The 11,807-nt window shown below is 70.7% G+C and carries 15 protein-coding genes; 5 read left to right on the top strand and 10 right to left on the bottom strand.

Annotated elements, in window-relative coordinates; genetic code table 11:
- Positions 1 to 88: 88 nt before the first annotated feature.
- Together STRIP9103_RS19115 and STRIP9103_RS19120 are read left to right on the top strand one after the other, a co-directional pair.
- Entirely contained in the window at positions 89 to 1,183 is a 1,095-nt protein-coding gene (locus STRIP9103_RS19115; protein WP_048820559.1) for a DUF5925 domain-containing protein, read from the top strand.
- Positions 1,184 to 1,265: 82 nt separating this feature from the next.
- Positions 1,266 to 2,036, top strand: a complete 771-nt coding sequence (locus STRIP9103_RS19120; RefSeq protein WP_009314918.1) for a DUF72 domain-containing protein — start codon at positions 1,266 to 1,268, stop codon at positions 2,034 to 2,036.
- An 82-nt stretch (positions 2,037 to 2,118) separates the two neighbouring features.
- Here STRIP9103_RS19120 and STRIP9103_RS19125 read toward each other — a convergent pair whose 3' ends face one another.
- Positions 2,119 to 2,487 (bottom strand): GntR family transcriptional regulator, encoded by a 369-nt coding sequence (locus STRIP9103_RS19125; RefSeq protein WP_048820560.1) that lies wholly within the window; start codon positions 2,485 to 2,487, stop codon positions 2,119 to 2,121.
- 71 nt (positions 2,488 to 2,558) lie between these two features.
- Here STRIP9103_RS19125 and STRIP9103_RS19130 point away from each other — a divergent pair, with 71 nt between their 5' ends.
- Both STRIP9103_RS19130 and STRIP9103_RS19135 read left to right on the top strand, forming a co-directional pair.
- Positions 2,559 to 3,488, top strand: coding sequence for a GNAT family N-acetyltransferase (locus STRIP9103_RS19130; RefSeq protein WP_048820561.1), 930 nt, complete (start codon positions 2,559 to 2,561; stop codon positions 3,486 to 3,488).
- The gene (locus STRIP9103_RS19135) at positions 3,469 to 3,990 is read left to right on the top strand and encodes a ribonuclease FAU-1 family protein (protein ID WP_009314917.1); all 522 of its coding nucleotides are present in this window, start codon (positions 3,469 to 3,471) and stop codon (positions 3,988 to 3,990) included. The genes STRIP9103_RS19130 and STRIP9103_RS19135 overlap by 20 nt, the downstream gene beginning before the upstream one ends.
- Positions 3,991 to 4,070: 80 nt before the next feature.
- On the opposite strand, the gene STRIP9103_RS19140 is transcribed toward STRIP9103_RS19135, so the two are convergent.
- Positions 4,071 to 4,730, bottom strand: coding sequence for a class I SAM-dependent methyltransferase (locus tag STRIP9103_RS19140; protein ID WP_009314923.1), 660 nt, complete (start codon positions 4,728 to 4,730; stop codon positions 4,071 to 4,073).
- A 137-nt stretch (positions 4,731 to 4,867) separates the two neighbouring features.
- Here STRIP9103_RS19140 and STRIP9103_RS52805 point away from each other — a divergent pair, with 137 nt between their 5' ends.
- Positions 4,868 to 5,002: a hypothetical protein gene (locus tag STRIP9103_RS52805; protein WP_009314949.1), complete on the top strand. Its 135-nt coding sequence runs from the start codon at positions 4,868 to 4,870 to the stop codon at positions 5,000 to 5,002.
- A gap of 106 nt (positions 5,003 to 5,108) precedes the next feature.
- Here the strand turns inward: STRIP9103_RS52805 and STRIP9103_RS19145 are convergent, their stop codons facing one another.
- The 8 genes from STRIP9103_RS19145 to STRIP9103_RS19175 form a co-directional block, all read right to left on the bottom strand.
- Positions 5,109 to 5,879, bottom strand: a complete 771-nt coding sequence (locus STRIP9103_RS19145) for a dienelactone hydrolase family protein (RefSeq protein ID WP_009314941.1) — start codon at positions 5,877 to 5,879, stop codon at positions 5,109 to 5,111.
- A 350-nt stretch (positions 5,880 to 6,229) separates the two neighbouring features.
- Positions 6,230 to 7,090, bottom strand: coding sequence for an esterase/lipase family protein (locus STRIP9103_RS19150; protein WP_009314948.1), 861 nt, complete (start codon positions 7,088 to 7,090; stop codon positions 6,230 to 6,232).
- Between the two features lie 112 nt (positions 7,091 to 7,202).
- On the bottom strand, positions 7,203 to 7,409 hold the full coding sequence (locus STRIP9103_RS19155; protein ID WP_048820562.1) for a hypothetical protein: 207 nt from the start codon (positions 7,407 to 7,409) through the stop codon (positions 7,203 to 7,205).
- A gap of 78 nt (positions 7,410 to 7,487) precedes the next feature.
- A complete protein-coding gene (locus tag STRIP9103_RS19160; protein ID WP_009314929.1) occupies positions 7,488 to 7,727 on the bottom strand; it encodes a hypothetical protein in 240 nt (79 codons plus the stop codon).
- A gap of 27 nt (positions 7,728 to 7,754) precedes the next feature.
- Complete coding sequence (locus STRIP9103_RS49980) at positions 7,755 to 7,913, bottom strand: DUF4113 domain-containing protein (RefSeq protein WP_009314909.1); 159 nt, start codon at positions 7,911 to 7,913, stop codon at positions 7,755 to 7,757.
- Positions 7,914 to 7,993: 80 nt separating this feature from the next.
- The gene (locus tag STRIP9103_RS19165) at positions 7,994 to 9,073 is read right to left on the bottom strand and encodes a S1 family peptidase (protein ID WP_009314915.1); all 1,080 of its coding nucleotides are present in this window, start codon (positions 9,071 to 9,073) and stop codon (positions 7,994 to 7,996) included.
- Positions 9,074 to 9,354: 281 nt separating this feature from the next.
- A complete protein-coding gene (locus tag STRIP9103_RS19170; protein ID WP_048820564.1) occupies positions 9,355 to 10,332 on the bottom strand; it encodes a slipin family protein in 978 nt (325 codons plus the stop codon).
- A gap of 237 nt (positions 10,333 to 10,569) precedes the next feature.
- Entirely contained in the window at positions 10,570 to 11,472 is a 903-nt protein-coding gene (locus STRIP9103_RS19175; protein ID WP_009314945.1) for a S1 family peptidase, read from the bottom strand.
- Positions 11,473 to 11,807: the final 335 nt, after the last annotated feature.

The raw sequence follows: 11,807 nt of genomic DNA on the forward strand, positions 1-11,807 counted from the left end.
GCCGGCGGGGAGTGGGGACGCGGCCGACACAACCGGCACACTACGGAAAGCGGATGACGGGGCGCCCTCGGTGACGGATCATGGCGACATGTCTGCCAACCCACACGACGCACTGCCGATCCGGCTCAACGTCGACGACAGCGACTCGCCGTCCGATGTCGTCGACGCGCTGTTCCTCGGCCGTTTCGCGACGGGCGAGCAGCCGTACGCGCATGCGGCCAACATCGACCGGGTGCGGACGGGGGCCACGCTGCTGCCGCCGGGCGCGCGGGTCCTGCGCGCCGCGCGGGACGACGACCGCAGCGCGACCCTCGCCGAGGGCGAGGGCTGGACGGTGCTCGTGTCCCGCTGGAACCGCGGCGCCGACATCACGGTGACGGCGACCAGCGCCGAGCTGGCGGAGAAGGTGCTGGGCCAGGCCACGGACGGCGCGGCCGACGAGCCCGAGCCACAGCCGGAGAACGTGACGATGGGCTTCTGGTACGTGTCGCCGCGCCGGGGCCCGCACCGTACGACCCGGCAGATCTCGGCGGGCACCTGGGAAGAGGTACGGCCGAACTACACGGCCCCGGTGGCGGACGCGATGGACCGCCTGATGAAGACGACCCCCGAGGACATCGCGGGCCGTCTCCTGCTGCTGCACGGCCCGCCCGGCACCGGCAAGACCTCCGCGCTGCGCACGCTGGCCCGTTCCTGGCGGGACTGGTGCCAGGTGGACTGCGTCCTGGACCCGGAGCGGCTGTTCAGCGATGTCGGCTATCTGATGGACATCGCGATCGGCGAGGAGGACGCGGCGGGCAAGGGCCGCTGGCGTCTGCTCCTTCTGGAGGACTGCGACGAACTGATCCGCGGCGAGGCCAAGCACACGGCCGGCCAGGCGCTGTCGCGGTTGCTGAACCTGACCGACGGCCTCCTCGGCCAGGGCCGCAACGTCCTGGTCGGCGTCACCACCAACGAGGACCTCGAACGCCTCCACCCCGCCGTGGTCCGCCCCGGCCGCTGCCTCGCCCGTATCGAGGTCGGCCCCCTCACCCGCCAGGAGGCCGTGAACTGGCTCGGCACCGAAGAGGGCGTCGGCCGCGAGGGCGCCACCCTGGCCGAGCTGTACGCCCTGCGCCGGGGCACGTCCCCCACGTCGCTCCCGGAGCCGCGGGGCAGGACGGACGCGGGGCTGTACCTGTAGCGGCGGGGCTGTACCTGTAGTGGCGGAGCTGTCGCCGTAGCCGCGGGGCTGTCGCCGTGGCGCCGTAGTGCTTTCATGAGGTATGACCCTGTTCGTCGGCACGTCGGGGTGGCAGTACAAGGACTGGCGGGGCGTGTTGTACCCGTCCGGGTGCCCCACGCGCCTGTGGCTGGAGGAGTACGCGGCGCAGTTCGCGACCGTGGAGATCAACAACGCGTTCTATCGACTGCCGTCGCGGGAGAACTTCGAGGCGTGGCGGGACCGCACCCCGCCGGGCTTCGTCGTCGCGGTCAAGGCGAGCCGCTATCTGACCCACATCAAACGTCTACGGGATCCCGCCGAGCCCGTGGACCGCCTGATGTCCCGCGCCACCGGCCTGGGCGACCGCCTCGGCCCGGTGCTGCTCCAGCTCCCCCCGACCCTGCGCGCCGACCCCGAACTCCTGGACGAGTGCCTGAAGTGTTTCCCCTCCGGGGTACGGGTGGCGGTCGAACCACGCCACGACTCCTGGTGGACGGCGGAGGTGCGGAAGATCCTGGAGTCCCGGGGCGCGGCCCTGTGCTGGGCCGATGTGCGGTCCCGCCCCGTCACGCCCCTCTGGCGCACCACCGACTGGGGCTACCTCCGCCTCCATGCCGGTCGGGCCCAGCCCTGGCCCCACTACGGCCGCCAGTCCCTCACCACCTGGGCCCACCGCCTGTCCGACACCTGGCCCGACACCAAGGACGTCTACGTCTACTTCAACAACGACCCCCACGCGGCGGCCGTGGAGGACGCGAGGACGTTCGCACGAGCGGCGAGAAGAACGGGGCTCACGGTGACACGAACGCCGGAACGACTGGCGAGGACCTAGCGAGCGAACCGCTTCCAACCCTTCGCTCGCGACGACCTGGCGAGCGAGCCGCTTCCCATCCCTCGCTCCGCTCCCCTTTCGCCTACTCCCCGTACGCGGCCCGCAGGGCGTCCCGGGCCGCCGACAGCGCCTCCGCCTCGCTCAGCCCGAGCCTGCGCACCCGTTCGGCGTACACCCCAGCGGCTGCCGCCGCCTCCCGCTCCGCGGCCGAGCCGGCGGCAGCCACGAACGTTCCGTTGCGTCCCCGTGTCTCGATCACCCCGTCCGTCTCCAGCGCCCGATACGCCTTGGCGACGGTATTGGCGGCAAGCCCGAGCTGCTCGGCGAGCCCCCGCACGGTAGGCAGCCGATACCCCACGGGCAACGCCCCGGAGCGGGCCTGTTCCGAGATCTGGGCCCGCACCTGCTCATAAGGCGCGGTCCCCTCCACGATGCGAATCTTCAAGGTCACGCGGCGATTGTCCCGTACCCGCCGGAAATTCGGAGGCGACCGCCGCCGCGAGCCGCGTACCGTGCGCACCCATGACAGTGATCGTGCGCGACCTCCGCCCCGCGGACCCCGCGGACGCCGAGGCCTTCGCCGACGTACGAAGGCGTGCCCTGCCCTTCCTGGTCAGCACCGCCGAGTCCCTGCTCCACGACGCCACGCACGCACCGCCCGAGGCCCACCACCAGCACCTGGTCGCCGAGGCGGACGGCGTGGTGATCGGCACCGCGCAGCTGGACATCGCCCACGACAGCCCCGTACCGGGACAGGGCAACATCAACGTGTACGTACACCCGGACCATCCGCGCCGGGGCGCGGGCGGCCTGTTGGTGCGCACTGCGGAGGAACGGCTGGCCGCGGCGGGGGCGACGAAGCTGTTCTCGTGGGTGCTGGACACCCCGGACAACCGCGCGTTCGCGGAGCGTCGCGGCTACACGGCCAGCCGCTCGGCCCACTTCCTCCGCCTGGACCTGGCCCACGGCACCCTCCCCCCGCTCCAGCCCCCGCCGAACGGCGTCGACCTGCGCACGGCCGCCGACTTCGCCGACGACCCTCGCCCCCTGTTCGACCTGGACGCGGAGACCACGGCGGACGAACCGGGCGACATCGACGCCGAGTTGGACGACTACGAGCAGTGGCTCCAGGACACCTATCGCCACCCGCTCCTTGACCACGCGCTCAGCACGGTGGTCGTGGTGGACGGCGTACCCGTGGCGTTCACCGCGGTCCGCACGGACGGCCGTGACCGCTACTTCACCGGCATGACCGGCACCGCCCGCGCCTTCCGCGGCCGTGGCCTGGCGAAGCTCGCCAAGAACGACTCCCTGCACCGCGCCCGCGCCGCCGGCTACGCGGAGGCGTTCACCGGCAACGACGCCGACAACGGGCCGATGCTGGCGATCAACAAGTGGTTCGGATACGAAGTGTGTGCGACGGAGGTGCGCCATGTCCGCGAACTCGGCTGATCCCACGGCTGGTTCGACCGCCGACGATCCGGGTCTGGACGTCGTCCTGCTCAAGGCGGGCCGTACGAAGATCCGTTACCCCGCGCGGCTGTTGAGCGACGACGGCACCCGGGTGGCCGTCCGCGCCGCCTGGGCGAGCCCCGGGGTACGGGACTTCGGCTTCGTACGGTTCGAGCCGGGCGATGTCTTCACCGAGTACTACTGGCGGGACCGGTGGTACTCGGTGAAGGAGGTGCGTGACGGGCAGGGCGGCCTGAAGGGCTGGTACTGCGACATCACGCGCCCCGCCACGCTGTCCGGCGGGGAACTCGTCGTCGAGGACCTCGACCTGGACCTGTGGCGCTCCGCGGACGGCACGGCCGTACTGCGCCTCGACGAGGACGAGTTCGAGGAGAGCGGCCTCAGGGCCACCGACCCGACGGCGGCGGAGGCGGCCCTGGCCGCGCTGGACGAACTCGAACTCCTCGCCCGGGAAGGCGACTTCACGGCCTTGCTGAGCTGACCCGAACGGTCGAGGACGAGCCGCATCCAGTCACCGACGACGATCGAGGACGAGCCGCATCCGGTCGCCGACGCGAACGGTCAAAGATCGGCCAGCACCGCGTACCGCTCGTCCTCGACCTTCTTCCCCCACAGCGGCGAGTCGTCCCCAAGCCACGCCACCACCGCGTCGGACACCAGCGGCGCGACCAGCCCGTACAGCCGCTCGGCGGGTATGCCGACCGGGCTGACCGTCCCCCACACTCCCTCTATCAGCACGAGCCGCCCACCGGGCCGCAGCAGCCCGCACCAGTGGCGCAGGGCGCGCCCCGGGTCGGGCAGGGCCCACAGGACATGGCGAACGAGGACGACGTCGAAGCGCTCCTCCCCCACGGGCGGTGCCGCCGCGTCGCCGACGAGGAACACGGCGGGGCGCCCGGCCAGTTTGGCGCGGGCGAGGGCGACCATGGCCGGGGAGGCGTCGACTCCGGTCACCCGGTGGCCCTGTTCGGTCGCGAGGAGTGACAGGCTGCCGGTGCCGCAGCCGAGGTCCAGTACGTCGCTCGCGCGGTGCGGCAGCCACTCCCGCAGCCGGGCCGCCCAGGCGTCCCTGACGACGGGATCGCGCAGGCCGTGATCGGGTTCGTCGTCGAACGTGGCCGCCTGCGCGTCCCAATCCACGGTGGGTGAAGGGGCGTTCGGCGTCGACTTCTCGGGAGTTTCAGGGGCTCGGGAGGTTTCACCGTCGTCGATGTTGGTCATGCCGCCAGAGTGACACCTGCCACTGACAGTCCCGATGGTGACAACCGCCACTGACACAGCACGAACGATGAGGAACGCTCCCGGAAAGGGTCTACCTCCGTGAAACCGCGGAACCCGGTAGACACAAGGAGGCAGCCATGCGCCGTACGACCGTGCAGAAGCCCCTGAAGAAGTCGGTGTCCCGCCGGATGCGGGAAGAGACCGACGAACGCCCCGTCGAGCGCCGGGAAGTGCGAAAGGACATCGCGCGCACCTGGTGGCCGGACGGCTGAGGCCGTCCGGCTGAGTCCGCCCGGCCCCGAGATCCGAGAGTTCCGACAGTCGCCGCCCGACGCCCCGACCGTGGACGTCGGGAGGAGCGGCGGCCGGTGCCTCCGGTCAGGAGCGCGGCTGCGCGAGGGTGCGGTCCAGTAGGTCCAGCAGTGCCGTCCAGTGGCGTTCGGTCGCCTCGGCGTCGTAGGCGGCGGTGTCGGCCTGGGTGTAGCCGTGGTGGGCGCCCGGGTAGACCTCGGTGCGGTGGCGGACGCCGGCCTCGGTGAGCGCCTTGTCGAGGCGGTCGATCTGCTCCGGCGGCAGGGAGTGGTCGTTGTCGGCGTGGCCGAAGTACACCTCGCCGGTGATCCGGGGCGCCGCCAGGTGGGGGCTGTCCGGGTCGTCGGTCGCGAGCCGGCCCCCGTGGAACCCGGCCGCCGCGGCGACCCGTTCCGGGAAGGCACCGGCGGTGTGCAGTGCCAGACGGGCGCCCATGCAGTAGCCGGTGATGCCGACCGGGCCGGTGGCGGCCTGCGGGCAGTCCGCCAGCCACCCCAGATAGGTCTCCGCGTCCCGCATGGCCAGGTCCGTCGTCAGCGCCTGCATGACCGGCATGATCGTGCCCCACAGATCCGGCCGCGCCTGCGTGTCGATGAAGTCGGGCAGGTCGAAGACCGGGGCCCGTCCGGCACGGTAGAAGACATTCGGCACCAGGACGGTGTATCCGGCGCCCGCCAGCCGGTCGGCCATCGCCTTCAGCTGCGGTCGCAGCCCGAACGCGTCCATGTAGAACAGCACCGCCGGGTGCGGGGCGTCGTCGTCGGGGTGGACGAGATAGGCGTCGGCCGTACCGTCCTCGGTGGCGATGTCCACGGTCGTTCCGCGTACGGCGGTCATGGGTGCTCCTCTTCCTCGCGTCGTCTTCGCGTCTTCCTCGCGCCGGCTGTTCCCTCAACCGGTCAACAACTGACGTGAACGATCGCATTGTTCCGCGCCAGGGTAAGAGAACGGATCATCCTCCGGCGCCGCACCCGGCGTTCCTGAGCCCCCGGTTAGCCCTTCCTTAAAACGGCCATAAGGACCTCCCGTACCCGCCCTCAGCAGGCGATTTCGCGGTTCCTTGGGGCTAGCTTGCTGATCGCCCCCGGCGCCCGGGGCCCATCCCGGGGCTCGCGCCGAGGCCCGTACAGACCCCGGGGCCTGCCCGGCGGCTCAGGCCGGACAGGCCCCGGCGGTGCTCGCACGTGTCAGCCGACGGCGGAGAGGCAGGTCGTGGGCGTGGCGTGGGCCGGGTCGAGGGCGTTGGCGACCTCGTGGAACGCGATGCGGTCGATGAGCCCTACGGCGGCGTGTTCGGAGAGGTCGGCCGCGCAGAGGTCCTGGATGACGAGGTTGCGTACGTTCGGGCCGTCGAGGAACTGGGTCCGGTACGGGGTGACCACCTCGTCGTACTTGGTGGCGAGGACGGTGTAGGTGACGCCCGGGACGGTGTCGCCGCCCGCGTTGAGCTTGGTCATGAAGGGCGAGCCGGCCACCTGGTCGGCGAGGGCCGGGGTCGCGGCGGACAGCAGGTCGCCGGCGCCGGGGAAGTACTCGAGGAGTTGGGTGAGGCCGTTGAGAGTGGTGCCGTGGCTGGAGGGGGCTATGCCGACGAGGGCGTTCACCTCCGCGGCTCCGCCGAGGAACTTGAGGTAGTAACGGGGCATCATGCCGCCCTGCGAGTGCCCGACGAGGTCGACCTCGGCGGCGCCGGTCGTGGCGAGCACCTGGTCGACGTAGGCGTCGAGTTGCTCCGCCGACTTGTCTATCGGGCCGAGTCCGTTGAAGAAGGCGACGCCGGGCAGTTGCCCGTAGTCGAGGGAGAAGACGCAGTACCCGCGGTTCACCAGATACGGCGCGAGGCCCAGCCAGTTGTCGACGGAGTTGGCGAGGGTTCCGTGGACGAGGACGACGGGGCGGGGGTGGGCGCTGGAGGGTTTGCAGGAGTAGTCGTTCCAGCCCCGGCTGGGGGCGGCGTCCGCCTCGGCGGCGGTGACGGGGACGAGGGTCGCGGCGGAGGCCAGGAGCAGGGCGGCCAGAGGTCTGAGCAGGCGTTTCCAGGGCAGCATCGGGTGATCTCCTTGCGGCTCAAGGACGTGCGACGACGTTCGCCCTGTGATCCGGATCACGAGGATGCTGTTCTGATTCGCCAAGTTACGGGCGAGTAGGAAAAGTGGGAAGCTACGCGTCAGTAAAATTTTCAAGCGACGGCCGCGCACTGTTCGGAAACGTCGGCGGGTACGTCGTGGGGCGGCGCGTCCGGTGGGGGAAGCGGCCGGCCGGCACCGTGACCGCCTCCACGTACCGCAGGTCGCGCAGGTCCGCCTTGATCTGTTCGGTGAAGACGGGGGTGGCGACGGTGACGCGGCCGTGCGAGGCCGCCGCCACCGCCCGGCCGGTCGCCGAGCGCAGTTCGGGGAGCAGTCGCCGGCGTGCGTCGACGTCGCCCTTGATGCCGACGACCGGCTAGGCGTGGTGCGGGTCGCGGCCCGGGGCGCCCGGCGCCGGGATGAGCTGCCCGGCGCCGGAGACGTCGGCCGCCGCCCGGGCCGCCGCGAGGAGCGCCCGCTGGTACGGCTCACTGGCACCCCTGAGCGTGCGGGAGTCGAAGGCGAGGGAGGCCTGCTCGGTGCCGTACGACGGGCAGGCAACTGCCCACGGTGCGGGGCGCGTTGCCGACCGTCGGCGCGAGATCACTTTCCGCACCGGAGCACCTGGGCTCCGCGCAGGCGGTTACGCTGCGCGAGGTTTTCCCTCGATGAGGCAGGCGGCCGGGCCCACCGTGCCGGGGCCGTACCGTTCGTTGAGGGTGTCGATGACCGGCTCCGCACGCAACCGTGCCTCTCTGCCGCGGTCCAGGGACAGCTGGGTGTGGGCCAGAGCGGCGTCCACGACCCGCTGTTCCGGACGACGGCAGGGGCCGCCATCACGGTGGTGATGGCGGCCCCTGGGAGAAAACCGAATCGGGAGGATCAGCCGATCTCGGCGCCGTAGACGCTCAGCGCCTCGGTGACGGGCTGGAAGAAGGTCTCGCCGCCCGAGGTGCAGTCGCCGCTGCCGCCGGAGGTGAGACCGATGGCCTTGTCGCCGGAGAAGAGCGAGCCGCCGCTGTCGCCTGGTTCGGCGCAGACGTCGGTCTGGATGAGGCCGTTGACGATGTCGCCGTTGCCGTAGTTCACGGTGGCGTCGAGGCCGGTGACCGTGCCGCTGTGCACCTGGGTGGTGGAGCCGCTGCGGGTGACCTTCATACCGACGGTCGCCTCGGCGGCGCCGGTGATGGCCTGGGTGGAGCCGTTGTAGAGGTTGACCTCGCTGGGGTGGTCGACGTTCGCGGTGTACTTGACCAGTCCGTAGTCGTTGTCCGGGAAGCTGGAGTCCTCGTTCTGGCCGATGACCTGGCCGCCGGCCGACCAGGTGGAGATGGACTCGGTGCAGTGCCCGGCCGTCAGGAAGTACGGCCGGCCGTCCTTGACGACGTTGAAGCCGAGGGAGCAGCGGCCACTGCCGCCGGTGATGGCGTCGCCGCCCGCGACGAAGGGCTTGTACTCGCCCTTGGTGCGCCTGAGTTCGGCCGTGGCGCCGAGGTCGTCCACGACCTTCGTCAGTCTGGTCAGCTCGGCCTTGGAGACCGTGCGGTCGGCGGTGACGACGACCTTGTTGGTCGTCGGGTCGGTGACCCAGGAGGTGCCGGGGATGGTGGCGTCCTCCTTGAGGGTGCTGCGGGCGCTCTTCAGCTCGGCGAGGGAGTTCTCGACGACGCGGGCCTTCGCGCCGGCCGCCTCGACGGTCTCGGCGGCGGCCTCGTCGAGCACATTGACGACGAGGAGCTTGCTCTTCGCGTCGTAATACGTTCCCGCGGCGTCGGCGCCGAGGTCCGCGTCGAGGTTCAGGGCGAGCTTTCCGGCCGCCGCGACGGAGAGCGCTTTCGGCTCGGGGGTCGGCGCGACCTCACTCGCGTTCGCAGTCTGGAAGGTCACCCCCGCGGCGACCAGGGCGGCGATGCCCGCCCCGGTCACGACGGCACGGCGCCCGGGTATGCGTCGGTGCTTCAACTCACGTCCTCCTGTGGGGGGGTTGGCCGGAGAGAGTTGTGGGGACCCTCGCCGACCGGAAGGCGTACGGACATGGAGGCGCCGGACAACAAAAAGCGCCGCGTCCATGCCAACTTGCGCCGCCAACTATTCCGAGGCGCACAGGGGGCACACAAGGTCGACTTCAGGCCGGGCGCGCAACGAGGGCGCACGCCCCCTATGCCATTACCGTCCGGTAACGCACCACGGGAATTCGCACTGCAAACACACGACGCGACAGCCGCTTACGCAACCCGTGAGGTCTAGTCCTGTCCGAAACTCAACCCTTCCGGGTCTGGATCCAAGCGAGGCACCCGTGACGGAAGTTGCTCCTGCACCGGTTGCCGATCATCGGCGGAGGACTGGGGAGCGTTCTCGGGGACCGGCCGCTGAGCCCACTCGCTGAGCCGCTGCGGAACCGACGGCGGCTGCCGCGGGGGCGATTGCGACGGCTGCGGCGCCACCGGCTGCGGACCCGGACCCTGTTGGGCCCTCTCCAGGAACCTCAACAGCTCCACCGGGAAGGGCAGGACAAGCGTGGAGTTCTTCTCGGCGGCCACGGCCACCACCGTCTGCAGCAGCCGGAGTTGGAGCGCGGAGGGGGTCTCGGCCATCTCCTGGGCCGCCTCGGCGAGCTTCTTCGACGCCTGCAGCTCGGCGTCGGCGTTGATGACCCGGGCCCGCCGCTCACGGTCGGCCTCGGCCTGCCGGGCCATGGACCGCTTCATGGTCTCGGGCAGCGAGACGTCCTTGATCTCGACCCGGTCGATGCTGACGCCCCACTCCACCGCCGGGCTGTCGATCATCAGCTCCAGCCCCTGGTTGAGCTTCTCGCGGTCGGAGAGCAGATCGTCCAGCTCGCTCTTGCCGATGATGGACCGCAGCGAGGTCTGCGCCATCTGCGAGACCGCGAACCGGTAGTCCTCCACCCGCACGACGGCGTCCGCCGGCGAGGTCACCTTGAAGTAGACGACGGCGTCCACCCGGACCGTGACGTTGTCCCGGGTGATGCCCTCCTGCGCGGGCACCGGCATCGTCACGATCTGCATGTTGACCTTCTGCAGCCGGTCGACGAACGGCACGATCATCGTGAACCCCGGCCCGCGCACCTTCGACCGCAGCCGGCCCAGCCGGAACACCACCCCCCGCTCGTACTGCTTCACCACCCGCGCCGCCGACATCACGTACACCCCGCCGACACACGCGAGGGAGACCCCCGCCGTCACCAGCTCCTCGACCATCACGGCCCCCAGGGTCCGAAGTGGGCGTATGAGAGGCTCGCGGGCACGGCACGCGGTTCCGGCGCGCACATGCACGCGTCTCGACGGTAACTCCGCCGCCCGAACGAGGGCGAGCCCCCGCGCGTCGTACGCGCGGGGGCTCGTCCGCTGCCGGCTGCGGTCAGCTGTCAGCGGTCGGGAGCGGGTGCCCGGGGGAAAGAGCACCGGCTCCTGTCGATCCGTCGGTCCTGTCAGGTCCTAGAAGACGCTGACACCGTAGGCGCTCAGGGCCTCGGTGACCGGCTGGAAGAAGGTCGTGCCGCCGGAGGTGCAGTTGCCGCTGCCGCCGGAGGTGAGACCGTACGCCACACCGTTGCTGCCGTAGAGCGGGCCGCCGGAGTCGCCGGGCTCGGCGCAGACCGTGGTCTGGATCATGCCGTAGACGATGTCGCCGCCACCGTAGTTCACGGTCGCGTTGAGGGCGGTCACGCGTCCGGTGCGGGTACCGGTGGTGGAGCCGGTACGGATGACGTTCGTGCCCACGCTCGGGGTGGCCGCGCTGGTGATGTCCACGCTGCCGGCGGTGCCGTCCTTGGCGATGGACGTGTTGCTGTAGCGCACGATGCCGTAGTCGTTGGTCGGGAAGCTCGACCCGGTGGTCGGGCCGAGGACCGTGGTACGACCGGAGTTGGAGTACCAGGTGCCCGCACCGTCGGTGCAGTGTCCGGCGGTCAGGAAGTAGTAGGTGCTTCCGCTGCGGACGTTGAAGCCGAGGGAGCAGCGCCAGCTACTCGCATAGATGGCGTCGCCGCCCTTGATCAGCTTGTTGAACTTGCCCGGGGTCCGCTTGACCGTCAGGGCGTCGGCGTTGTCGCCCGCCGCCTCCTTGATCTTCGCGAGCTCCGCGTCGGAGACGGTGCTGTCGATGGTGAGCAGGACCTTGTCCGTCTTCGGGTCGATCGCCCAGGCGGTGCCCGGGACATCGGCCTTGAGCACCGATGAGCTGGCGCTCTTCAGCTCGGCGGCGCTGAAGGTCTGGGTGCCGGCCGCGTTGGCGGTGGGGACCGTGACGGCGGCTGCGGCCGCGAGTCCGGCGGCCACGGCGATCAGCCGGGTCCGTCTCGCTATACCGCTGCGGGGGGTGGTGCGCGTGATCCTCACTATTCGTTCCCTCCTAAAGGGAAGTCGGGGGCCCGCGTGGGGTCGGGGCCCGTGAGGCGCGAATCAAGGGCATTGGTCCGGATTCCGAACACGCCGTGCCCCTGACAAGGCGCTGCCGGGAAGTATTCGGCCGCACCGCCGATCCCCGCAAGGGTGCCTTTCGGCCGCACGGAATCCAACCGACGTGCGGGCCGGGCCAGTTGATCCCACCAGGGGATATGTGGGGGTTCTGTGTGAATCCCGAGCGGCCCCGGAAGGGGTCGGCGAAAAAGTCCGAAGAGGCTGAACTGGTCAAAGAAGTCGAAGAAGCCAAAGGAATCGACAAGGGGCTGCGG

This window comes from Streptomyces ipomoeae 91-03 (assembly GCF_000317595.1).
In the GTDB taxonomy this organism is placed as follows: domain Bacteria; phylum Actinomycetota; class Actinomycetes; order Streptomycetales; family Streptomycetaceae; genus Streptomyces; species Streptomyces ipomoeae.

Excerpts from the sequence above, each read along its gene's own strand:
- STRIP9103_RS19115 (WP_048820559.1), top strand. The coding sequence starts at position 89 with ATGTCTGCCAACCCACACGACGCACTGCCGATCCGGCTCAACGTCGAC.
- STRIP9103_RS19120 (WP_009314918.1), top strand. The coding sequence starts at position 1,266 with ATGACCCTGTTCGTCGGCACGTCGGGGTGGCAGTACAAGGACTGGCGG.
- STRIP9103_RS19130 (WP_048820561.1), top strand. The coding sequence starts at position 2,559 with ATGACAGTGATCGTGCGCGACCTCCGCCCCGCGGACCCCGCGGACGCC.
- STRIP9103_RS19135 (WP_009314917.1), top strand. The coding sequence starts at position 3,469 with ATGTCCGCGAACTCGGCTGATCCCACGGCTGGTTCGACCGCCGACGAT.
- STRIP9103_RS19140 (WP_009314923.1), bottom strand. The coding sequence starts at position 4,730 with ATGACCAACATCGACGACGGTGAAACCTCCCGAGCCCCTGAAACTCCC.
- STRIP9103_RS52805 (WP_009314949.1), top strand. The coding sequence starts at position 4,868 with ATGCGCCGTACGACCGTGCAGAAGCCCCTGAAGAAGTCGGTGTCCCGC.
- STRIP9103_RS19145 (WP_009314941.1), bottom strand. The coding sequence starts at position 5,879 with ATGACCGCCGTACGCGGAACGACCGTGGACATCGCCACCGAGGACGGT.
- STRIP9103_RS19150 (WP_009314948.1), bottom strand. The coding sequence starts at position 7,090 with ATGCTGCCCTGGAAACGCCTGCTCAGACCTCTGGCCGCCCTGCTCCTG.
- STRIP9103_RS19170 (WP_048820564.1), bottom strand. The coding sequence starts at position 10,332 with ATGGTCGAGGAGCTGGTGACGGCGGGGGTCTCCCTCGCGTGTGTCGGC.